This is a genomic window from Paraglaciecola sp. G1-13, assembly GCF_055809255.1.
This window is the reverse complement of record NZ_CM147903.1, coordinates 1902361-1925770: the sequence shown is the minus strand read 5'-3', so window position 1 is coordinate 1925770 and position 23410 is coordinate 1902361. Positions and strand designations below refer to the sequence as shown.

The following is a 23410-nucleotide window of genomic DNA, read 5'->3' as shown; positions in this document are numbered from 1 at the left end:
ATTTTTGTGAATATTTTTCGTATTTTTTCGTCAAAGCCCACGAATTAAACTTGGGTATCAACGCCGCCTTCAGGGGCACGGGATACCATCACCATTGCTGGACGTAAAAGACGACCATTTAATTCGTAACCTTTTTGCATCACTGCCATCACTGTATTAGCAGGCAATTCTGCGTTTTCTTGCATCGACATAGCCTGATGCTGTTCTGGATTAAAAGTTTCTCCCTGTGGATCGATAACTTTCATTCCGAATTTTTCGATGCTGCTCACAAATGATTTAAGGGTAATGTCCACACCTTCAATCACAGGTTTAATCGCTTCGTTTTCTTTATCTGCCACTTGCAGTGCACGCTCTAAGTTGTCTGCAACGGGTAAAAGCTCTGATGCGAACTTTTCAAGGGCAAATTTACGTGCTTTATCGACTTCGCCTTCAGCACGTTTACGTACGTTGTCGGCATCGGCAATGGCACGCATAACTGAGTCCTTTTGTGCAGCTAACGTGGCTTCCGATGCAGCTAATGCTGCTTCAAGCTCAAGAATACGTGCTTGCTCAGCGCTTAACTCTTCAACCTCTGCATCTGCTTGTTCCGCAGTGGCGTCGATAGCGGCTTCATTGACCGGCTGGGCGTCATCTTTTTGAGCTTGCTCTTCGTTACTCATTTTTCACTCCGTTCTTAAATATCACATTAAAGCTAAATTCGATTGCAGCTATTAATGGGGTTGCTTTAAGGCTCTTCAAGGGTCTTTTTTCGATGTTTTAAAAAAATTGTGTCTAAAGATTGCGCCTGATCAATAAAAATACGCTCTTTTACATCAACGATGTTCGAGATAGAGTATTGATATAATAATAAATGCGAATCCCTATGTTTAGTGTCTTGTCCTTGATGGCCATCGTGGTTGGCTACTTACTGATATTGTTTCTATTGGCCTTCTGGGGCGATAAACGTGCAAAAGCCCATCAGCAACATCCGTATATCTATAGCCTGGCGCTTGGGGTTCATTGTACGTCTTGGGCATTTTTCGGTACCACCACACAAGCCGCGCATTATGGCTGGGCTTTTATTCCTACTTATATGGGGGTGATTTGTGTTTTCCTATTTGCTCACCCTATCCTTCGACGTGTGGCCAATGTATGTCACCAGCATAATATAAGCTCCCTCGCTGATTTTCTTAGTTTGCGTTACGACAAGTCTCACTTCTTGGCGGCTCTTGTCACGCTTCTGTGTTTTATTGGGGTTGTACCTTATATCGCGTTGCAATTAGACGCCGTAACCGGTGGTATTCGCGTGGTAACAGGAGCGGATAATCTCTGGCCTGACGGCGTAGGTTTCTATGTAGCAGTATTAATGGCAATTTTCGCAGTATTGTTCGGAACACGCTCCCTCAATCTCACCGATAAACATCCAGGTTTGATGTTTACAGTGGCGTTCGAATCTGTTGTGAAACTGGCAGGTTTAGTGATTGTAGGTCTGTTCGTTTGTTACAGTTTATATGACGGTGTATTTGACTTGTTAGGAAAAGCACAGTTACACCAACGCGCGAGCGAAACCATCAACGCAGATTCAGGAGTTTGGGTCTACGCCAGTCAAATGCTGCTTGGGGTTTGTTCGATGTTCTGCTTGCCCCGGCAATTTCATATCAATTTTATCGAAAACAACGGTGACAAAGAAATCACCACTGCCCGTTGGCTGTTCCCTTTGTATTTATTAGGGATGACATTATTCGTGCTACCCATTGCCCTAGCTGGGCACATGCTCTTTCCTGAAGGCAGTGTCAGCACAGACACTTACGCTCTTGCCTTACCGGTGGCGTCAGGAAATTCATGGGTCACCATTATTGCCTTCATTGGTGGGCTCGCAGCAGCGACCAGCATGATCATAGTGGCCACCCTTGCGATGGGTGTCATGATATCCAATAACATCGCCACCCCATTGTGGTTAACCTTGCAGTTACGCACCCAACAGCGACACCGCTTAAAACCCAGTAGTATCTTACTCATTCGACGCGCCACTGTGCTAGTCGTATTAGGAGTGGCTTATTTTTATCACGTCAATATCAGTCAATCGGCATCGTTGGTGCAAAGTGGAGTTATCGCGATAGCGCTGTTGTCGCAAACATTTCCTATCCTATTACTCGGTTTATACTGGAAACGGGGCACCAGATTAGCCGCGCAGTTGGCTCTAGCCAGTGGCTTCCTTTGCTGGGCGTATTGGTTACTGTGGCCCAGTATTACCGCAAGCTATTATTTCAACGATGCTCCCTCAGACATTCAACTTGCACAAGGATTTGTATTCAGTTTAGGGGTCAATATTGTGTGTTTTTTCTTGGTGTCTTTTATCCAAGGTATGCGCAGCCAGAACATGGTACACGATGCCATTACTCACAATACCCAACCTTTTGGTCACGCGGTAAAAGTATCAAACTTATTAACCATTACAGAGAGAGTATGGGGGGCTGAGCGTCACCAAGCATTACTGGATAAACTTACTCCAGTTCAACTTGCGGGCTACGCTAGCCCCAAGCTGTTATCTGCGATTGAAAGCGAACTTGCGGGGCAAGTAGGCAGTGCCAGTGCGCGTATTTTGCTTTCTGCCATCGGTGAGAAGCGGGATGTCGAGCTGTCAGAGCTCGTAGAGTTGGTTGAAGAGGCTAGCCAAACCTTTCAGTTTAACCATGAATTACTCCAATCGTCAGTGGAAAATATTCAACAAGGCATAGTCGTACTTGACCGGGAACTGAATTTGCTCGCATGGAATCAGCGCTATGTTGAACTGTTTAACTACCCCAGAGGTTTTGTACAAGTGGGTATGTCCATTTATCAATTGCTAGAATTTAATGCCAAAAGAGGACTATTTGGTCATAACGCCGACACGGGGCAAAGCAATATAGAAATGGAGATTAAAAAGCGCGTTGCCTTTATGCAATCAGGCAGCGCCTATAAATATGTTCGTCATCAAGAGAATGGTCAGGTCATTGAATTAAATGGTCGCCCGTTACCCGGCGGAGGCTTTGTTACCACCTACAGTGACATTACAGAATACATCAATATTCAGCAGCAACTTGAGCAGGCTAAAACGAGCTTAGAATCCAGGGTCCAAGAACGCACCGAGCAGCTACAAATTGCCAATATTGATCTTGAGAAAGCACGCCGTGATGCGGAAGGTGCTAACGAGAGCAAAACCAAGTTCTTAGCCGCTGCGGGTCATGATCTCATGCAGCCCTTCAATGCGGCTTCCTTGTTTGCCGCCATGCTTAAACAAAAATCGCCCCCAGGAGAAATGGCGGAGATGAGCTCTAATCTCGTCGATTCACTGAGTAATGCTGAGTCTTTACTGTCAATGCTACTCGACATGACGCGTCTAGAATCAGGGGCGTTGACGCCACATGTACAAACCTTTCCGTTAGACAGTATTTTACGCCCCATGCTCAATGAATTTTCAGTGCTTGCGGAACAAAAGAAGTTACGCGTAACTTATGTACGCACTAATTTATGGGTAATGTCTGACCCTAAATTGCTAAGAAGAATAATACAAAACCTATTATCAAATGCTATCCGATATACCGATTCTGGGCGTATATTACTGGGCGTAAAAAGGCAAAATGGTCAGGCTAGAATATGTGTTATGGACACCGGTGCCGGGATTGCCGAAGACAAACAGCAAGAAATATTTCTGGAGTTTCATCAGTTAGACAGCAACCCTAGTGCTCAAGGTTTAGGCTTAGGTTTAACCATAGTCGAGCGTATCAGTGCCCTACTTGATCACCCTGTAACGTTACACTCAACGCTGGGCAAAGGTACGTCATTTGATATCGCCGTACCAATAGGGAATAAACAAAATAACTCTCCAAAAACAGCAGCCCGTGGAAGCAATGATGTTAACCTGCCGCTACATAACAAACGTGTACTGATTGTTGATAACGAGCCTCAGATCCTAGACGCGCTACAACGGTTATTAGTTGATTGGGGCGCAACCGTGATTGCAGCCAAAGATACTAAAACTGCGCTGCAATTACTCAATCAGCCGATAGACTTAATGATACTCGACTACCAACTCGACCATGGTGAAACCGGTATAGATGTGGCCCACGCTATCAGGCAATTGTTTATTGGCGAAAATGGCTTGCACATTCCCAGCATTCTTAACTCTGCGCGCCAAGATGAGCAAATTAGACAACAAGCGATAGATGAGCAAATGCATTATTTACCAAAACCGCTTAAACCTCTCGCTTTGAAAAGACTGATTAAACAACTGCTGGCTAAAAAATAGTGGTTTATGCTTTAGCGATTTAGGAGCACAGTAGCTAACGTTAACCACCGAGTTCGAAAAACACTTCTGCTACGCAGCAGGTGCGGAGCAAATGATGAATGCATTTAAGCGCCACACTCATCATCAACGATTGCCGGGAATGACCAAAGCGAAAGCATTGTTAAAGCGTGCTTAAATCAATTTCGAGCATTACATATCATGCATATCTTGTAGCCTACTCCTTTGCCCGAAAATTGACCTTGCGCGCAGTTTCCTTCCTATAGACGCAATATTCCAGAAAAATTCTTAATCACTAAACCCAAAAGTACTTTGATGCTCATTGAGGGGGAATTCCCCACTCTGAGCAGGTGTGCTTTTTAATACGATTCTAAAGATGGGTGTCTATGTAATTGCCTTAGTCGGTGTGGCTCCCATGAATCGCGAAAGTGGGCGCTATAAAGGGTTACGGAAAATCCAAGGTGGCAGACATCAAGTCAGAACCGTTTTGTACATGCGATGATGTCAGCGATACAAAGTAACCCCGTATTTAAGGTAACATATCAACGATTAGTCGCAGCAGGAAAACCTAAGGAAGTGGCTATTATTGTGTGCATTAGAAAGATGGTTGTTATCTTAAATTCAATGCTCAGAAAGGAGTCATGTGGGAAGAGCCAAAGGCTACAAATTAGCTATTGACGCCATAGTCTCTTGTTATACGTTGCCTACTCCGCGAGCTATTAGAGTTGCTAATAAAGGTAAAACCACTAATAAACAAAGCTCTACGCGAATAATTTTAACTATATACCTTGGTATTGTTATTGACTCGAATGTTGCCTTTCTGTTACGAAGAAAGAAAACCGTTGGTAATATTGATAACAGCCCGATTAATAAGAATAAAATTAGTTTAATATGAAAAATGACGTTTGAAGAATAAAATGCAGCTGGCTTACCAACTACAAACCATAATAAACCACCTCCAACTAATGTTGCGATTGCACCTAAACCATAAATAGCATCGACAATAATTAATTTTTTAAAGGACTTTAGATCCATTTCTTTAGAAATTAATAAATGCTCACCAAGTAACGCAGAGGCTAAAGTAATAATTCCTAAAAAGTGTAGATACCTAACGAATACTTCTTCCATAATTGATCACAATCTCCGTGATATGACTAAACGTATAACAATATTAATATCTTGCAAAATGAGGTGATTGCATCCGCGTATTAAACACGGCATTTTGTCGCATATATACATCATCATTTTTAACATTTTTCCTATGTCATTGTATAGGTTAGCTATCTTTCCGGTTTCTTAAAACACTTTTGTTGATATGCGACATTTTGCTAAGAACTTGCTGTTATAGGAGATAGCGGCTATAACTGTATAAATACACATGTAAATTACAGTGCTGTTTATGCCAAACTTACAGACCATTAAATGAGCAATGTAAGGACTTAATCATTAGGATGGTAGTGCTGCAAAACCGAACATGTCACATCGGCACATGACTAATTTAACGCTAGCACTGATTCAAACAATCAAAGGTATTATTGCTTTTAGCGAGTGACCTGTGGTCTGATCTAAGTAATTATGTTTATTCGTTCTACAAGGATCTCACGTGAGCGACCCAATCATTCCTCTAGTGGCGGTAGGCCTTATTTCTATCGCTTGTCAGTATTTTGCTTATCGGATTAAATTACCTGCCATTTTGCCCTTGTTAGTCGTGGGGATTTTAGTCGGTCCTGTGTATGGCGTAATCAACGCCGATGCGCTATTCGGTGATTTACTCTTTCCTATTGTGTCCTTGTCTGTGGCCATCATTCTATTTGAGGGCTCGTTAACACTGCGCTTTGGTGATTTGGCGGGTCATGGCTCTATGGTGCGTAACCTTTGTACCGTAGGCACGTTAGTCACCTGGCTTGTTACTGCCCCTGTTGCGCATTATGCGTTAGGCGTTTCATGGCAGTTAGCCTTTTTGTTTGGCGCGATTGTAACCGTAACCGGTCCAACGGTGATTGTCCCTATGCTGCGTACCGTGCGCCCAAGCAGTAAGGTCGCCAACATCTTACGCTGGGAAGGCATTGTCATCGACCCTATCGGTGCGTTATTGGCCGTGCTTGTGTTCGAATATATTATCTCTACCCAAGACGCGCTGAGTCACACCTTGTACGCATTTGGGTTAACGTTAGGCGTCGGCTTAGGTATTGGCGCTGCAACTGGATATTTACTCGGCTTGGCCCTGCGTAATAGCTGGATCCCCCACTACTTGCAAAACACCGCTGTACTGACGTTGATGTTAGGCGCGTTTGCCGGCTCGAATGTTATCGCGCACGAATCAGGTTTGTTGACCGTAACCATTATCGGTATGTGGCTGGCTAATATGAAAAATGTCGATGTGGAAGACATTTTAGAATTTAAAGAAACCTTGAGCGTACTGCTCATTTCGGGCCTGTTTATTTTGCTCGCTTCGCGTATTGATTTGCACTCTGTGTTAAGTGTTGGTTGGGGCTCCATTTTAGTGCTTGTTGCTATCATGTTTGTCGCACGTCCCGTGGGTGTCATTCTGTCTTCGTTAGGGACTGGTTTAAACTGGCGAGAAATCGCGCTACTTAGCTGGATAGCACCGCGAGGCATCGTTGCAGCAGCGGTATCTGCTTTGTTTTCATTAAAGCTAGAAGTCTTAGAGTACGAACAGGCTGAATTACTGGTACCTATGGTGTTTTTGGTGATCATCACCACGGTTGTGCTACAGAGTCTTACCTCAGTCACAGTGGCGAAAAAGCTCAATATGCGCGCCCCTGCCCCGCACGGGTTTTTAATCTTCGGGGGTGGTTTGTTTAGCCGTTTATTCGCTAAAGAATTGATGAGCCATGATGTACAAGTACGCATCACGGATACCAACTGGAATAATATGCGTTTAGCTCGTATGGAGAACATCCCCACCTACTTTGGTAACCCAATGTCAGAACATGCCGCGCGTACCCTAGATTTGTCGATGTTTGGCAAAGTATTGGTGATGTCACCCTATCGCCAATTAAACCCTATGGTGACCTACCATTTTGAGCACGAAATGGGCAAAGGCACAGTACTTGGTTTGAACAATAACGAACAGCAGCAGCGCCCGAGTCATCAGGTGTCGGAGTCCTACGTCAAGAAGCTTGGTTTATTCAGTGATGATGCGACGTATGGCAAGCTGGCTGGCTTGGTAGCAAAAGGGTCGTTAATTAAAACGACCCGCTTAACGGATTCTTTTACCTATGAAGACTACAAAGAGCAGTACAACGAGCGAGCCATTAAATTGTGTGCCTTAGATACACATAATCATGTGCATATGTTCACCACATCAAACAACGTTAAGCCTAAATCAGATTGGAAGATTGTCAGTTTAGTGAACCCAGAAAAGCCGATAGAAAAAGCGATTGCTAAAGCAGAAATCACTGCTGAGAACAGCAATGATGAGTCTAAGCTACCAGGTTAAAGCCAAACAATGGCATGCCACATTATGTGCAGAAAGCCGGTAACATTACCGGCTTTTTTACGCTACCGCTTTAGCTTATTCGACCTGTAGCATTTGTTTGAATAGCACGCCTGCTTGGGTACGGTTATTAAAGCCAAGCTTATGCAACACCGCAGACACATGCTGCTTAATAGTCGATTCACTGACACCCAATTCATAGGCGATTTGCTTATTCAAAAGGCCATCAGCCATAAGCTGTAAGACTTTTAGTTGATGAGGAGTCAATTGAGCAAGTTTGCCCGCGAAAGCCTGTTCTTGGCTGTCTTCTATTTTTTGAACCTGCTCTACTAATTCATTAGGTAACCATTGCTCGCCTTCTAACAACTCACGCACAGCATCTGCTATTACCGGTAACGGTGTTGATTTAGGGATATACCCACAGGCGCCAAAATCCATGGCTTTTCGGATCATACTCGGGCTTTCATCACCGGATACAATCGCCACCAACACATCTGGGAAATGACTTCGGATCATAGTCAAGCCTGTTAGACCGTCATTGCCCGGCATGTTCAAATCCAAAAAAATCAGCTCTACGTCACTGTGTAGCTTTAATAAGTCGATAGTTTGTTGATAGGAAGCAGACTCAAGAATATCGTTCCCCAATACACCTTGAATGGCCTGTTTCATGGCGCTACGAAACAAGGGATGGTCGTCAGCAACGATGGCTTTAGCGTGCATTATAGGTACTCGGTTATCAATAAGGTGGCTTATTTGTCACTGGGTAGGATAACGTCTGGACGCTAGCTACCTGATTTTTAATAAATTTATCACTTGTCCTTATTAATTACATCAAATTTACAGTTAAAAAGTGGGTTTGTAGTGGTTTGCTAAGCAGTACTGTAAATTGCCTAAACGAAAAAAGGCAGTTTTCACTGCCAAACGTCATTACCATTTCACGCCTTATGCTTATTTTTATCGTGCGCGTGTCTATTTGAAATCAGGCGCGGTGAAAATGAACGTTCACCCGCGCCCTTTTTGGTTTTGCGACTAAAAGCGATAGCCAACCGTTAAGCTGACCGTGCGTGGGTCGCCGTAATAACCAATTAACGTATTATCACCACCTGTGCCGGCTGTATAACCTGTAGGATCATCAGGGTTTTCTACCACAAACTGATAGCCACCCACTACGTATTCCTCATCGGTCAGGTTTTTAGCATGAATGCCGCCATACCAGTTGCCGTCCTCGCTTTGCCACGACACGCTTAAGTTGACTAAACCGTATCCGTCTTGGGTGATCAAACTGTTTGACGTTTCCGTAATCGTATAGTCATCACGGTAGTAGTAGTTAGCATTAAAAACAAAATCGCCCATGTTTGTGCTAAGTAGGTAGTTAGCAGCGAAATTGGCTGTGTACTCAGGAGTGTTCGAGATAGCAAAGGTATCGGCTACATCAACTCGCCCTTCCAGTGTCTCTTGGAATACCTCTTCAAATTCAGCATCGATATACCCTAGTGAGACATCAAAGGTTAGCTCATCGGTAGCGGCATAAGTGATTTCAGCTTCAACCCCTTTGGCTTTAGATTTACCCACATTACCCAAGATTTGTTGTAAGTCTTCAGGTGACGTAACGGGCAACACTGAGATGTACTGACGGTCGTTATGCTCTAAGGCGAATAAGGTAACATTTGCCCGTAAATTATCGTTCCAGTCGCTTTTCATGCCAAGCTCAAACGAATCTACTACTTCTGGGTCGACCGCTGGCTCATTGATGGTCGCTCTGGGATTGTAAGTACCAGATTTAAAGCCTTGTGAATAACTGGCAAAAAACATCAAATCATTATCCACTTGATATTCAACGCCTACGCGGGGTGTAAAGCGTGACCAGCTTTCTTTTGCTGGAGCATCCAAAATACCGTCACCGTCAGAATCGCTGCCCAAAACTTGTGGCACTATTTCACCTTCTGGGCGCACGTAACCTGGGATCCAGTTCGACTCTGGGTATACGTTGTCGAAAATTAGACCATTGCGAACGGTGGCTTGCTTTTCTTCATCGGTATAACGTGCGCCAAGGGTCAATGACAGTTGCTCGGTCACATCAATAGATGACTGCACGTACGCGGCAATACTTTCGCTGTTGTTACAGCCAGACACTTCGCGGGTTAAACCAGGCACGCCGAATGCGGCGCGACCAAGAAAGCCCAGTATGGCTTCAAATTGACCACACGATTCACCGTCATAATAATAAATACCGCCCACGGCGTTAAACCCATCACCGGCGTATGCTAATTGCAGTTCGTGAGTGTCGTTTTCATCTTCATAAATGGCGGGTACATCAAAAATATCTATGGCTGTGTTATCAAAATCAATATTGGTTGGCGAGTAACTTTCACGATGTGCGCCTATGTATTTTAAGCTTATATCGTCGTTTACATCCCAATTGGCCGTCAAGCTATACCCTTCGAGCTCAACATTGTTTTCAGTGGGTAAACTGGTGTAAGAATCAAATACGCTATTGGGTACGGGGGCATCAGTCAAACGACTTGGCAATAAGCGATAACCGCCTTTAGCATTAGAGTCATCTTCGGTTTTATCCCAAGCGAAGCGAAAAAATAAATCATCTGATGGAGTAAATTCCACCGTCACCCGAGCCGCGGTTAAGTCTTTGTTATAGTTTTCTAAGTCTTGCCCTTCAAGAGCCGATTCAAGGTATTCACCATACCCGTCGCGAGTTAAATCTGCGATCCCAAAACCTACATAAAGCTTGTCTTCGATGACGGGAAACTGCCCAGTAAGCTTGATATCCCGCTGTGAATAGCTGCCTACGGTGCCTTGAATGTTCAAGGTGGGGTCGCCGCTCATGGGCTTCGTCACGTATTTTATCGCGCCGCCTATGGTATTTTTACCATATAGCGTGCCTTGTGGGCCGCGGAGTACTTCAATACGTTCAACATCGAGTAAATCTAATACAGCGCCTTGAGGCCTCGCCACGTAAACATCATCAATGTAGATACCCACGCCTGGTTCGTAACCCCAAAGTGGATCTTGTTGGCCCACACCACGAATAAACGCAGTCAGCGTCGAATTGGTGCCGCGGCTATTTTGCAAAGTGGTATTGGGTGAGAATTGCTGGATTTCAGTGATAACCGAAATTCCCTTTTCATCTAACTCAACGGCACCAAGAGATGTAACAGAAATAGGCACTTCTTGCAGGCTTTCTACGGTTTTACGCGCTGTGACTTCAATACGCTCTAGCCCTTTTTTCTCAGCCTGAGTGGCGTTATCTGCTTCTTGAGCCATTAACGCTGGTTGGTAACACAACACTGATGCAACAGCGCCAGCGATAAGGGATTGGGTGAATCGTTGTTTATTCATAGTGTGTCCTTGATTGCAGTATTTCGTTTTTTTCATTGTCTGCTTGCTGCGGTCGTAAATACCTTAATCGAGTTTTGCCAGGCCGTCCTTAGTACCATAGTACTATGGGCAATTTCATTGGGCTAAGACACACTTGCACCATCACTTTACGTGTTTGCTTGCGGTCACAAGTATTCATTTAAAGGAAGATAATATGCTCAGTTTAATTGGTTTGATAGGCGGGTTGTTGCTGCTAATAGTGCTCACTATTCGTGGCATGAACTTGTTTATCGCCGCCCCCTTGTGCGCACTTATTGTCGCGCTTACCAGTGGTATCCCGATTTTTATCGGCGATGTTAATTTTGTCAGTAGCTATATGCAGGGTTTCTCTGGATTTATTGCTTCTTGGTTTTTCATGTTTTTGCTTGGCTCCTTGTTTGGTAAATTCATGGAAGACACGGGCGCTGCCGACGCAGTAGCACGCTTCATCATAGCAAGATTGGGCCGCAGCCAAGCGGTTGCGGCGGTAGTACTCGCCTGCGCTATTTTGACCTACGGCGGGGTTAGCCTCTTTGTTGTGGCGTTTTCGGTTTATCCTATGGCGTTGAGCTTATTCAAAGATGCCAACTTGCCCAGACGCTTTATTCCCGCTGCATTGGCATTTGGTTCAGTCACCTTTACCATGACATCCGCTGGCTCCCCAGAAATTCAAAATTGGATCCCCATTAAATACTTGGGTACCTCACCTTTTGCCGCGTGGGAAGTAAGCTTAGTAGTGGCGGTTTTCATGGCGGTGTTTGGTTTCTGGTGGATGCGCCGGATGATCAACAAAGCGTTAGCGAACGGCGAAAAATTCGAACACTGGGAACAAGATCCTCATATCACAGACCGGGCGCTTCCTAGCCCCATAACTGGGTTAATTCCACTGTTAGTGGTGCTCGTACTTTCCTTTTTGCTCCACGATAGCCTAGGTCATTTAGCCTTGATCATTGCGCTGGGTGGCGGTGTGCTCACCCTGATGATCATCAACTACCGTTATTTTATGAATATGCAAAATGCCATCACCGCTGGCACTACAGGTGCTTTGGTCGCCATTGGTAACACCGCAGCGGTGGTGGGGTTTGGCAGTATCGCTAAAGCTACCGAGGCGTTTCAGGTCGCCGTAGAAGTCATGACCCATATACCGGGAAATGAGCTGATTGGCGCAGCAATTGCCATCAGTGTTATAGCCGGTTTAACAGGCTCGGCCTCAGGCGGGCAAGTTATCGCCCTGCCCTTACTCGCGCCGCATTACATCGACCAAGGTGTGAACCCTGAAGAGCTACATCGGGTTGTATCAATTTCATCGGGTGCGCTAGATTCTCTGCCACACAATGGTTATGTGGTGACATTAATCCGGGCAATTTGTAATGAGACTCACCAGCGGTCATATTGGTCAGTCGGCGCACTAACGGTTGTGGTGCCATTATGTGGTCTTGTGTTGGCTATCGCCTTGTTTAACCTATTTTAGTGTGCAAATTATTTACGAGAGAGTGCATTTTATGTTCTTAACCCAGGTGTTTAAAAAAGGGCTTTTGGCCACTTTAAGCCTAATCATGTGCGCCCAGGCGTGTGCAGCATCGGTCGAATTAGTCGAGAAAAAGCGCTTTGAAATAGAAAGGTTCGAAACCTTCGGCGGTAAAACCATCAAGCAGGTACACGTCGGTTGGGAAAGCTACGGTACATTAAATCAAGCAAAAGACAATGTGGTGCTGATCACCCATTACTTTAGTGCGACTTCACATGCCGCAGGTAAATATCATCCGGATGACGCAACGCCGGGATATTGGAACGCCATAATAGGCCCAGGCAAAGCAATTGATACCGACAAATACTTTGTTTTAAGTGTTGATACACTCGCAAACTTAAATGCTTACGACCCCAATGTGATTACCACTGGGCCTGCGTCTATTAACCCAGATAGTGGAAAACGCTATGGGCTAACGTTTCCTGTGGTGACTATTCGTGACTTCGTAAACGTGCAAAAATCATTGCTTGAATCGTTAGGCGTAACCAAGCTACATGCGGTGGTTGGTGGTTCAATGGGGTCTATGCAAGCGTTAGATTGGGCGACGGCTTATCCTGAATGGGTGCCTAGAATGATCTCAGTGATAGGCTCAGGTCAAAGTGATGCATGGACCACCGCCTTGCTAGAAAAATGGGCAATCCCCATTCAACTGGACGCCAACTGGAAAAACGGTGATTACTACGATAGTACACCGCCAACCCAAGGGTTAATTGCTGCGTTAATGTTCATTACCCAAGACGCACTTACACCGACTTTTTTTAATCAAACAGGTAAAGGCATAGGTTACTTTGCCCTTGAAGAAGCGCCGTTAAACGACATTCGCCAGCAGCATAGTATTGTTAAGTGGTTAAAAGAACGAGCTCAAAGCCGAGCTAAATTGATGGATGCTAACCATCTATTGTATTTAGTGCGGGCCTCACAGCTTTATATGGCAGGCCATTCAGGTGACATGAAACAAGCGCTATCCTCAGTCAAAGCAAAAACGTTCTTTCTGCCATCATTCAATGACTTGTTGTTGATGCCCTATTTAGCCAAAGACGCGGCAAATTCCTTAGAGCAACTCCATAAAAATACCACTTACCGTGAGTTAACTGGCGACCTAGGCCATCTCAATGGTGTAGTAGGTATCGAACAAGCGGCGTCAGACATCAGCGCATTCTTAGCTGACAAACAATAGATTTGTAAGAACAAAAAAGGATTATTATGACTTTCTCATTATCGGAATTTACCCAGTTAAGTAAACGCAGTTCTCGCTGTTGTTCCCTTACAAAGGCCGTTAGCGCCACTTTAACCCTGTCACTTAGTGGAATATTAAGTGCCTCAGCCATCGCGCTACCTGAACAAAACGCGCAACCAGAAGCTGCTACAAAAGACGAGAAACGCTTCAATTTAGATCTAAATAAAATCACTTTATCTGGATTATCAAGTGGAGGCTTTATGGCTACCCAGTTCGAACTCGCTCATTCAGACTGGGTCTCTGGTGTGGGTATCATCGCCGCTGGGCCATACTATTGTGCTCAAAACAGCATACAAACTGCCCTTAGTCAGTGCGTTAATCAAATCAAAACTCCGCTGGACTTAGCTGCCCTCAATGCCCAAACGCAAAAATGGCATGAGCAAGGCAAACTGCCCGACTTAAGCCATTTACAGCAACACAAGGTTTGGTTATTAAGCGGTACGCTTGATACCAAGGTACTTGGGCAAGTAAACGATGCGCTTTTTGAACAGTATCAGCAGTGGGTGACGCCTGAAAACATTCACTATGTCAATGACAAACCCTTTGCGCATTTATTCCCTACGCTTAATTCAGGCACAACATGCGATGTATCAAGCGCCCCCTTCATCGGCAACTGCGATTTCGATGCAGCGGGCGAAATGCTTAATTTTATGTCCCCTGAACTGAGCCCTCGCAGTGCGCATCCTCAAGGTAAGTTGATGCAAATAGACCAACATTTACTTGGCGGTGAAACCGCTTCAACGCTTGCTGATACGGGGTATGTGTACGTTCCACAAGCGTGCGAACAAGGCGAAGCCTGCACCGTACATGTGAGCTTTCATGGTTGTAACCAAAATACAACTGCCGTAGGTGACGACTACGCGACGCAAACTGGCCTCAATAACTGGGCAGATACCAATCATATGTTGGTGCTTTACCCGCAAACTAAAAGCTCCATGATGATGCCGTTAAATCCCCAAGGTTGCTGGGATTGGTGGGGATACACGGGAGACGATTATGCCAATAACCAAGGTCAACAAATAAAAGCCGTTAAAAACATGATTCATGCATTAGCCAAACAAGAGACAACAAAATGAACAACTCACACCCTATAAAACACAGGACTATTTTGATCACTGGCGGCGCTAGCGGGATTGGTTTAGGGATAGCCCAACAATTGGGCAGCAACGGCCATAAAATCGTTATCGCAGACATGAATATGGATGCGGCTGAAAATGCCGTCGCAGAACTAGGGGCACAGGGGATCAGCGCACGCGCTCTTTTACTTGACGTCACAAATCAAGAGCATATCAATAACCTTAGCGCTAACCTTGCTCCTGACACGGTAGATGTTTTGATTAACAACGCAGGTATTCAACATGTTGCCAAACTGGAAGAATTCCCTGGGGACAAATGGCAGCAATTAATCAATATCATGCTGGTGGCGCCCGCCATGTTGACGCAAGCGTTACTGCCCACCATGCGCAGTAAAAACTACGGCCGAATTATTAATATTGGCTCTGTACATTCCCTTATTGCCTCCCCTTATAAATCGGCGTATGTAGCGGCAAAGCATGGGTTGCTTGGCTTTTCGAAAACACTGGCACTGGAAACGGGTGATTGTGATGTCACAATCAACACACTTTGCCCCGCTTATGTCAAAACACCTTTAGTGGAGAAACAAATAGCAGCCCAAGCCAAAGAACATGGTATGAGCGAAGAAGATGTTATCAATAAAGTCATGCTCGAACCCATGCCGAAAAAGTCCTTCATTGATATTGATGAGCTCGCCAGCAGCGCCGCTTTTTTAATGAACGACAGCGCGCGTAATATTACTGGGCAGACCATCGTTATAGACGGCGGCTGGACGGCGCGTTAAGCCTTTATTTATATTTCTCAGGACGGGACAGGTCAAATAAAAAAGGCCAGATAATATACATCTGGCCTTCTTACTTGTAATGACTTCTAAAGATTATCCAATCGAGCGAATACTTACCTAGTTACTGTAAATCAAAGCGATCTAAGGTCATGACTTTAGTCCACGCGTTAACAAAATCATCCACAAATTGCTGGTGAGCATCATCGGATGCATACACCTCTGCGACCGCTCTTAGCTCTGAATTAGAGCCAAATATCAAGTCCACTGAGGAGGCGGACCAACGTTGTTTGTTGCTTTTGCGATCTATTCCGAGATAGAGATCCTGTTGGTCTTTCGCCTTTTCCCAGCGCGTTGACATATCGAGTAAATTAACAAAAAAGTCGTTGTTTAAGGTTCCAGGATTATCTGTCAGTACGCCCCTATCACTGCCATCGGCATTGGTATTCATCACTCTCAAACCTGCCACTAACACACTCATTTCGGGAACGGATAAATCTAGAGTATTCGCTTTGTCCACTAACATCTCAACCGGTGATAAGGTATTTCCCTGAGCGTAGTAGTTTCTAAACCCATCCGCTTTTGGCTCTAGTACCGCGAAAGATTCCACTTCTGTTTGAGCCTGGGTTGCATCGCTGCGCCCCGGGATAAAGGGTACTTCAACGTCGAAGTCATTTTTACTCGCGGCGTGTTCAATGGCCGCTGCGCCGCCAAGCACAATTAAATCCGCTAACGATACTTGTTTATTACCGCTTTGCCCGTCATTGAAGTCTTTTTTCACCTTATTAAGGAACGTTAAAACCGTGTTCAATTCGTCCGGATTGTTCACTTCCCAGTTTTTTTGTGGCGCGAGTTGAATACGAGCGCCGTTCACACCACCGCGCATATCTGTCGCTCTGAAACTGGCTGCTGCCGCCCATGCCGTTTTGACTAATTGAGCAGGCGTAACATCGCCATCAAGTAATTTCGTCTTTAGGTGTTGGATGTCACGTTTATTAATTAGCGAATAGTCCACGCTAGGAATAGGGTCTTGCCATAAGAAGTCGTCCGTTGGCGACTCATCACCTACGTAACGCGCGCGAGGGCCCATATCTCGATGGGTTAATTTAAACCATGCTTTTGAAAACGCTAACTCAAATTCCTTCGGATCGGCATGAAAGCGTTCAGCGATTTTTCTGTACTGAGGATCCTCTTTCAGCGCTAAATCGGTCGTAAACATAATGGGCGCATGGCGCTTGGATTTGACATGTGCATCAGGCACCAAATTCGCACCCGCATTATCTTTAGGGATCCACTGAGTCGCTCCCGCGGGGCTTTGGGTTTTAACCCATTCAAATCCAAATAAATTGTCTAAATATTGCATGGTCCATTGAGTTGGGCTGACAGACCAAGCCCCTTCCAAGCCGCTAGTAATGGTGTCTTCTGCATTGCCTTTTCCGCAATTGTTTTTCCAGCCTAAACCTTGCTCTTCAATCGTTGCTCCGGCTGGAGCAGGATCTAAGCATTCATCTGGTTTGTGCGCACCGTGAGCTTTCCCAAACGTGTGGCCCCCAGCGATGAGTGCCACCGTTTCTTCGTCATTCATGGCCATACGTGCAAACACATCACGAATATCGGCAGCCGCTGAAATAGGGTCGTGATTACCATTTGGCCCCTCAGGATTAACGTAAATTAGACCCATTTGCACCGCTGCCAGAGGCTCCTCTAATTTTCGCTCACCAGAATAACGCTCATTCCCCCCTAACCATTCTTTTTCCGGCCCCCAGTAAACCAAATCTGGTTCGAAGTCGTCTTCTCGACCGCCGGCGAATCCATAAATAGTAAAGCCCATAGACTCCATCGCTACATTTCCGGTAAGCACCATCAAATCAGCCCAGGACAAACTGCGACCGTATTTTTGCTTAATTGGCCACAGCAAACGCCTTGCTTTATCAAGACTCACATTGTCCGGCCAGCTGTTGAGCGGCTCGAACCGCTGCTGGCCACCTGCCCCGCCCCCGCGTCCATCTGACATGCGATAGGTACCAGTACTGTGCCACGCCATTCGCACAAAGAACGGTCCGTAATGGCCATAGTCTGCTGGCCACCAATCTTGGGATGAGGTTAACAGTGCTTTAATATCGCTTTTCACATTCGCTAAATTTAACGTTTTAAATGCGTCTGCATAATTAAAGTCTCCGCCCAAGGGGTTCGATTTCGCATCATTCTGCCTAAGCGGCTGCAAGTTCAGTTGCTCTGGCCACCAAAATGTATTGGTCTTAGGCATACCATCGGCTAAGGCACTCTGGCTGATGCACAATGAGGCTATTGCCAAAGATACGGCGCTAATAAGGCGATTTGAGGTTTTTTTAGCAATGCAGTTTGAACGTTTGTTTACTCTAGGTAACATGCTGATGTCCTTTAGATTAGTCACTTTGCTTAATGACTATAGGAGTCAACGTAAATTTATTGCAGACGGAAAAACAGATTGTATTAATCGATAATGTTAATCAATTGTGAATTTAATGTATGTTGCACGACACAAAGTTAGCGGCCAAAGACAGTCTCAAAATCTCAGATTGCGTTACTCTTGCAGATACGCAATCATATCGACCATTCATATAAAAAGAGTTAAAAAATGTCTGCCGTTACCCTTAACTTCACCCTAGAAAAAGAAACTAAAAACAGCGTTCGTTATAAAGAAGTGCCAGAAGAAGGCAAAGCCCCAGTGTTAGGCTCAGTCTATGTACAAAAATGGTACGCAGGCTCATCGAAGAACATTACCATCACGGTAGAGAAAAAAGACTAATCCACCTATCAGGGGAGCGACAAACGCTAGCCCACTTTCAAACTTTGGATGTCTTCTATAAAGTGCTCTAATGCTCGAGCTTCAATTTGCTTGATTTTCTTTTGTTGTGGCTCGCTTAACATGTGGTACATGCTCGCGGCGCCGAAATCACCGAATATGATATTTCCCTCATCATCAAATAAGGTGTTATGGGCGTATAAATCGCCGTGGCAAACTTGGTTTATATGCAAATGCTCATACACATCTTGCATCTGAGAAATGATTTTCTCAATGTGCTGAGACGACAATGTAAACCCTTCAGGGAAGGTATCTCGAGTGCAACTGTCTAACGATGGGGGCAAGCCTAAATTACGGAAATGCTCTGGGATTAACGCCATCACCAACGCCAAGTAGTCAGGCTCTGTCACCTGTGCCAGCGGTTTGACTATATTGCGATGTTGACCCACTTTCAGGCAGACCTGTAGCTCATCTTTCGGGTAGCCATCACTGGTGACTTGGCCTTTGAACACTTTAACCGCCACCTCTGCGGGCAAGTCAGGTTGTGCTTTACGCCAAGTCGCTTTTGAGATTACGCCAGATGCTCCTTGCCCTAGCACATCATGCAATTGGTAGTTCGTAGAGGGTACATGAGGCACTGTTTCAATATGCAAATCTGCTGCGGAAAATGGATTACCCGCAAAAGCAAACCAAGCCAATCTGGGCAAATCTAATAGCTGGTCTGGGCATTGCGTTAAATCATTCGCCGAAATTCGCAACAACTCAAGATTGTGCAATTGGCTCATATTCTCAGGCAATGATGTGAGTTTATTGCCCGCAAGGGCTAGTTTTTGCATTCTAGGTCGCTCACCTAACGAGTTTGGCAGTCTCTGTATCTGATTATCGGTTAAAATCAGCCAGCGTAACTTTATGGGTAAAGCATTCTCAGGCACACGCTTAATTTTGTTGGCTTTAAAACCGACCATTTCAAGGTTTTCACACTGTCCCAGTACGTCTGGTAGTACTTCAAACTGGTTGTTAGAGGCAAATAGAATTTTAAGGTTTTTTAATTGGGCAAACTCATAGGGTAGATGGCGCAATTTATTATTCGATAAATCAAGTACTTCTAAGGTATCAGCGAGTGTTAAAATCTCTAAAGGAAATTCCGTGAGGTTGTCAGATAGAGTGAGTTTTGATGTGCCAATAAGTTGGCCGGTTTTAAGCTGATTCAGTGTGTGCAAAATGAGAAACCTGATAAAGAGATGATAAAGAGATAAAGTAATGGGAAGCGGTACTGCAAAAAAGCGACGTTAGCCTACTGAAAATCATCTAAAAAAGATAGTTTAGTGACAATAGTCCCTCTGAGGACAATAGTTGCAAGGGTGAAATAGCTATTACTTATTATCACGTACATGCCCATCATCTCAAAGGAGTCTTTTTCTACGATAAGGGTCTGGCATGAGTGGCATCTTAAGCCGAATTAACAACCTGAAGTCGTGTATTCTATGCTAGGGGTTTCCCCCAAGTTTTCTGCACGGTAATAGATCAAATAACAGTTGGTGGCAACTATCGGTACTTGGTTTACATAGGCACCTGACGTGTGGGTGAGCGACGCAAAAGTAAGGTATAATTTAGTCCGTCGATAATCTGTTGACCATATCCAATCTTTCTCAAAATTGCTGCTCATTGCCGCAGAAATTCCGCTATTTCGAGAGCCACTTGGGTATCCGTATCGTGTTTCGATGTCCGAAGAACCGTCACCGTCAATATCAATATTGCTAAGCTGCAAACTATTCTGCCCTCGAATCGCTGATTTAGCATATACCAACTTGCTAGCAGACAACATTGCACCCCCTACAGATTCAAGCACAGCAATTTTCGCATCACCGTTTAAATCGAGAAACTTTGGTGCAGCTGTGACGGCTAATGTCCCCAAGATAACGATGACGATGATTAGCTCAATCAAAGTAAATCCACTTTGCGCACTTGGCTTAGTCGAGTTGGGCAAATTCATTTGATTAACGGATGTTCCTTGAGTAGTTACGCGGCGATTAGCCTCATGATTGAAGCCCTCACACAGTAAACTTGTATTATATCTACATTTTGGCGATATTTTTATCTAGGAAAATATACATAGGTATACTATTAACCGGTGCTAAGAATCGAAATGATGCTCTGATTTCAACCAGGGACGGCAGAAACAGTGCGCAGTAGTTGCAGTAGTTGCAGTAGTTGCAATAACGACAGCTACCAACACCTAAACTGTGACGTTAAAATGATTAGAGAGGGTGAAACCCAAAAATATGATTATAAACGATACTTGCCTTAAAGCGCGCGCAGCCAAGGAGCCGCGCGCTCTTTAAAGGGTTATTGGTTAGATGTAAAACGACGTTCGTACATGCCTTTGTGTAGGTCTTTGGCAGCATTGACCATAGGCGCGTAAGGGGTGTCTGTCACGTTAACAAAGCCTACGTTGTAGTTTTCGCCGTCAAAGGCTCTACCAGTAATTGGCGAGTCCATGTATTGGAACCAATGCGCACCAATAAAGTACGGATTATCAATAATCGTTCTCATATAATCTTGGTACATATCAGCTCTGTCTTGCTGATTAGCAGCATGTACTAAGCCTGGGTGAAACAAACCGCTGTCAGTAGCTCCGATGTGGAACTCGCCCACAATTGATGGCATGTCAAACTCTTCTAGAAATCCCCAGCCCTTTGGATGTAAGCCTTCTTTGTATACGTTGTAACTCATCACATCCACGTACTGAGTGGCCGCTTTTGCCACCTCCATAGGCATGCCCCAATCCGCGAAACGAGACCCTAAATAGAGATGATTAGGCAAATAGGTTTGCATAGCAGCATCAACTGTTGAAAAGTATTTTTCGGCATAGGCATACAGCATATCGCTGTAATCAGCTAATTGCTGTTCGGCGTGCGTTTCATCAGTCGCTAGCACTGAATCAATGCCTTTATTAAACTCAGACCAAGAGGAAATGTTTTTACCCCAAGCGGCATTTAATGCCTCGATGCTGGCATATTTATCTTTAAGCATTGTCGTAAACGCCGCCTTAGTCGGCACTTCACTACCATCACGTTTTAGGGTATTGAACACGATGCCGTAGCGCGACTGAGGCGTTTCACTACGGCCAAAACTTTTCTCGTTATCGATAAATACACCCACGCACCAAGGGGTGTTTTTCACTTCTTGTGCGATGACGCTGACTGTATGCAACGCACGCTCTTTGAATGTAGGGTCGAACACATCCGGCATGTTGCCCCAGAAGTCATCGCCACTAGAGACGGTTTTATAGTCACCGATGATCCAGCCGTTAGCAAAAAACGGTACTTGCTGGTTGTCGTAAAATGCAGGATCTGTCCAATTACCTAAGGATGTGAACCCCCAATTACGCATTCTATCAAGGGTCACATCGTGCCACTTTTGCATGTAATCAGGTGTCATTACACTGTATTTACGATCTAAATTGGCTGCATAAAAACTATAGGTTTCGCCTTGTTTTAGTGGCCCTGAATGAACCCCAGTACGATAACCATAGTGCTGCCCCATAGGTTCCTCGTAACTTGGCAACCAAGTGAACAGATCTTTTCTGAGTTCAGATGCTACAAAACGTGATGGCACTGCACTTTCAGCAACGCGATTAAGGCCCTGAGAATCAGATGGCGTCACATCAGCGTTATCTGCTTTAACTAACACCTCCGGCGGAAAATCATAACCGGTCATTGTAGACGAGTTAGCCAAGCGAATGATATCGACACCAGTGGCAAAATACAGGTAACCGTCGGGGTCAACTAAGCTCCATTTGCCTTGATATTTAGCTGTTCGAAAGTTGCCCGTGCCTTCCAGCTTAGGTCCGTTCAACCAACCGCCCCACTTTGAGCGCGGCGCATTCCATTTTCCGTCTAAGGTTTTCAACTCTTTATCTCTTGCGCTGTATAACTCTTCTAACGAGTGCACTTTCCCGTCGAATTCGCGCTTTGCATTTTGCCCGAATTGATCAACCACACCCGTAAGGTAGAGCCTATCCATAGGCGGATTTTGGCGTAATCGAATATCGTTTATAGTGATTTGTTTATCGAATAAATTGTTTTGTACGCTTAACGAAATCTTGCTTATGCCACTGAGTTTAAGATTTTTTTTACCCCACAAAGAGATAAACTGCTTGTCATCTGAATACCACGTGTCTGGGTTAGAGCGTAAGCCCGAGGTAAAATTAAATTCGTTCTTATCGTCACTGATTGATTTGGCGAGGTCGTGCCCCGCCATTTTTGCATAATAAGTACTTTGTGGCCCAACAGGCACACTGACTGAACGGGTATACGTATCGCCATTGGTATCAGATATATTTAGGAATAACTGAACTGAGTGCTCACCTTCATTACCGATGTCAAAAGCGATATTAAAATCGTCTAAGTCGCTCCAATCCCAAGCAACATCAGGGATAAACTCAACAGCACTGTTGATATTTTCTTTCCCATGAAAGACTACTTTGAGAGAATTGCCTGCTGTACCAACCACGGTGCCGCTGGCATTTGTGTATTTAACCTGCTTGAGGGAGTCACTATCTTTGGCAGTAAACAATGTTTTAAGTGTTTTTACCTGTTGCTCAATGTGATCAGCTGGTTGCACCTCTGCGACTGAGGAGTGACTGACCTCGTCACTCGTTTCACTCGCACTGCATCCAGTTAGCGCTGTTACAATCGCAACAAACAAAAGCTTTTTACTGGCGTTCATAATTATCCCTCTTGAGAAGTATTAACAAAATTTACATTTTGGGATTATACACAGCACGCTCGACATGTAAATTGTTAACAATTAATTAAATAGTGCGAGTAAATGACATTAATGCGAGTCGTGCGAAACACCATATTTGACTATTGTGTTGAGGTTAAAATCTAAAGTAACGTATGAT

The 23410-nt window shown here is 44.8% G+C and carries 15 protein-coding genes and 1 pseudogene; 8 read left to right on the top strand and 8 right to left on the bottom strand.

Annotated elements, in window-relative coordinates; genetic code table 11:
* Positions 1-44 precede the first annotated feature (44 nt).
* Positions 45-659 carry a nucleotide exchange factor GrpE gene (gene grpE, locus AC0L6N_RS08025; protein ID WP_473480367.1) on the bottom strand — a complete coding sequence of 205 codons (615 nt, stop codon included), beginning with the start codon at positions 657-659 and terminating at the stop codon, positions 45-47.
* A gap of 203 nt (positions 660-862) precedes the next feature.
* Here grpE and AC0L6N_RS08020 point away from each other — a divergent pair, with 203 nt between their 5' ends.
* Positions 863-4267, top strand: a complete 3405-nt coding sequence (locus AC0L6N_RS08020; RefSeq protein WP_473480365.1) for a PAS domain-containing hybrid sensor histidine kinase/response regulator — start codon at positions 863-865, stop codon at positions 4265-4267.
* 391 nt (positions 4268-4658) lie between these two features.
* Positions 4659-4935 (top strand): annotated as a pseudogene (locus AC0L6N_RS08015) (transposase); the annotation flags it as partial.
* Between the two features lie 22 nt (positions 4936-4957).
* On the opposite strand, the gene AC0L6N_RS08010 reads toward AC0L6N_RS08015, so the two are convergent.
* The gene (locus AC0L6N_RS08010; protein ID WP_473480363.1) at positions 4958-5392 is read right to left on the bottom strand and encodes a DUF2214 family protein; all 435 of its coding nucleotides are present in this window, start codon (positions 5390-5392) and stop codon (positions 4958-4960) included.
* Between the two features lie 475 nt (positions 5393-5867).
* On the opposite strand from AC0L6N_RS08010, the gene AC0L6N_RS08005 reads away from it, so the two are divergent.
* Entirely contained in the window at positions 5868-7727 is a 1860-nt protein-coding gene (locus AC0L6N_RS08005; RefSeq protein ID WP_473480361.1) for a cation:proton antiporter, read from the top strand.
* Positions 7728-7802: 75 nt separating this feature from the next.
* Here the strand turns inward: AC0L6N_RS08005 and AC0L6N_RS08000 are convergent, their stop codons facing one another.
* Both AC0L6N_RS08000 and AC0L6N_RS07995 read right to left on the bottom strand, forming a co-directional pair.
* Positions 7803-8444, bottom strand: a complete 642-nt coding sequence (locus AC0L6N_RS08000; protein WP_011574794.1) for a response regulator — start codon at positions 8442-8444, stop codon at positions 7803-7805.
* Between the two features lie 309 nt (positions 8445-8753).
* The gene (locus AC0L6N_RS07995; protein WP_473480360.1) at positions 8754-11078 is read right to left on the bottom strand and encodes a TonB-dependent receptor; all 2325 of its coding nucleotides are present in this window, start codon (positions 11076-11078) and stop codon (positions 8754-8756) included.
* A 193-nt stretch (positions 11079-11271) separates the two neighbouring features.
* Between AC0L6N_RS07995 and AC0L6N_RS07990 the strand changes: the two genes are divergently transcribed.
* From AC0L6N_RS07990 to AC0L6N_RS07975, 4 genes are read left to right on the top strand one after another with little or no spacing between them, the layout of a single operon-like run.
* The gene (locus tag AC0L6N_RS07990) at positions 11272-12567 is read left to right on the top strand and encodes a GntP family permease (RefSeq protein WP_473480359.1); all 1296 of its coding nucleotides are present in this window, start codon (positions 11272-11274) and stop codon (positions 12565-12567) included.
* A gap of 31 nt (positions 12568-12598) precedes the next feature.
* Complete coding sequence (locus AC0L6N_RS07985; protein ID WP_473480358.1) at positions 12599-13801, top strand: E22 family MetX-like putative esterase; 1203 nt, start codon at positions 12599-12601, stop codon at positions 13799-13801.
* Positions 13802-13827: 26 nt separating this feature from the next.
* On the top strand, positions 13828-14937 hold the full coding sequence (locus AC0L6N_RS07980) for an extracellular catalytic domain type 2 short-chain-length polyhydroxyalkanoate depolymerase (RefSeq protein ID WP_473480356.1): 1110 nt from the start codon (positions 13828-13830) through the stop codon (positions 14935-14937).
* Positions 14934-15719 (top strand): 3-hydroxybutyrate dehydrogenase, encoded by a 786-nt coding sequence (locus AC0L6N_RS07975; protein ID WP_473480354.1) that lies wholly within the window; start codon positions 14934-14936, stop codon positions 15717-15719. The genes AC0L6N_RS07980 and AC0L6N_RS07975 overlap by 4 nt, the downstream gene beginning before the upstream one ends.
* 121 nt (positions 15720-15840) lie before the next feature.
* Here the strand turns inward: AC0L6N_RS07975 and katG are convergent, their stop codons facing one another.
* Positions 15841-18072: a catalase/peroxidase HPI gene (gene katG / locus AC0L6N_RS07970; RefSeq protein ID WP_473481281.1), complete on the bottom strand. Its 2232-nt coding sequence runs from the start codon at positions 18070-18072 to the stop codon at positions 15841-15843.
* A 261-nt stretch (positions 18073-18333) separates the two neighbouring features.
* On the opposite strand from katG, the gene AC0L6N_RS07965 reads away from it, so the two are divergent.
* On the top strand, positions 18334-18504 hold the full coding sequence (locus AC0L6N_RS07965; protein ID WP_011574787.1) for a hypothetical protein: 171 nt from the start codon (positions 18334-18336) through the stop codon (positions 18502-18504).
* Between the two features lie 26 nt (positions 18505-18530).
* On the opposite strand, the gene AC0L6N_RS07960 is transcribed toward AC0L6N_RS07965, so the two are convergent.
* The 3 genes from AC0L6N_RS07960 to AC0L6N_RS07950 form a co-directional block, all read right to left on the bottom strand.
* Positions 18531-19721: a leucine-rich repeat-containing protein kinase family protein gene (locus AC0L6N_RS07960; RefSeq protein ID WP_473480352.1), complete on the bottom strand. Its 1191-nt coding sequence runs from the start codon at positions 19719-19721 to the stop codon at positions 18531-18533.
* Positions 19722-19960: 239 nt separating this feature from the next.
* Positions 19961-20494: a prepilin-type N-terminal cleavage/methylation domain-containing protein gene (locus AC0L6N_RS07955; protein ID WP_473480350.1), complete on the bottom strand. Its 534-nt coding sequence runs from the start codon at positions 20492-20494 to the stop codon at positions 19961-19963.
* A 353-nt stretch (positions 20495-20847) separates the two neighbouring features.
* Positions 20848-23232, bottom strand: coding sequence for a beta-galactosidase (locus tag AC0L6N_RS07950; RefSeq protein ID WP_473480348.1), 2385 nt, complete (start codon positions 23230-23232; stop codon positions 20848-20850).
* Positions 23233-23410: the final 178 nt, after the last annotated feature.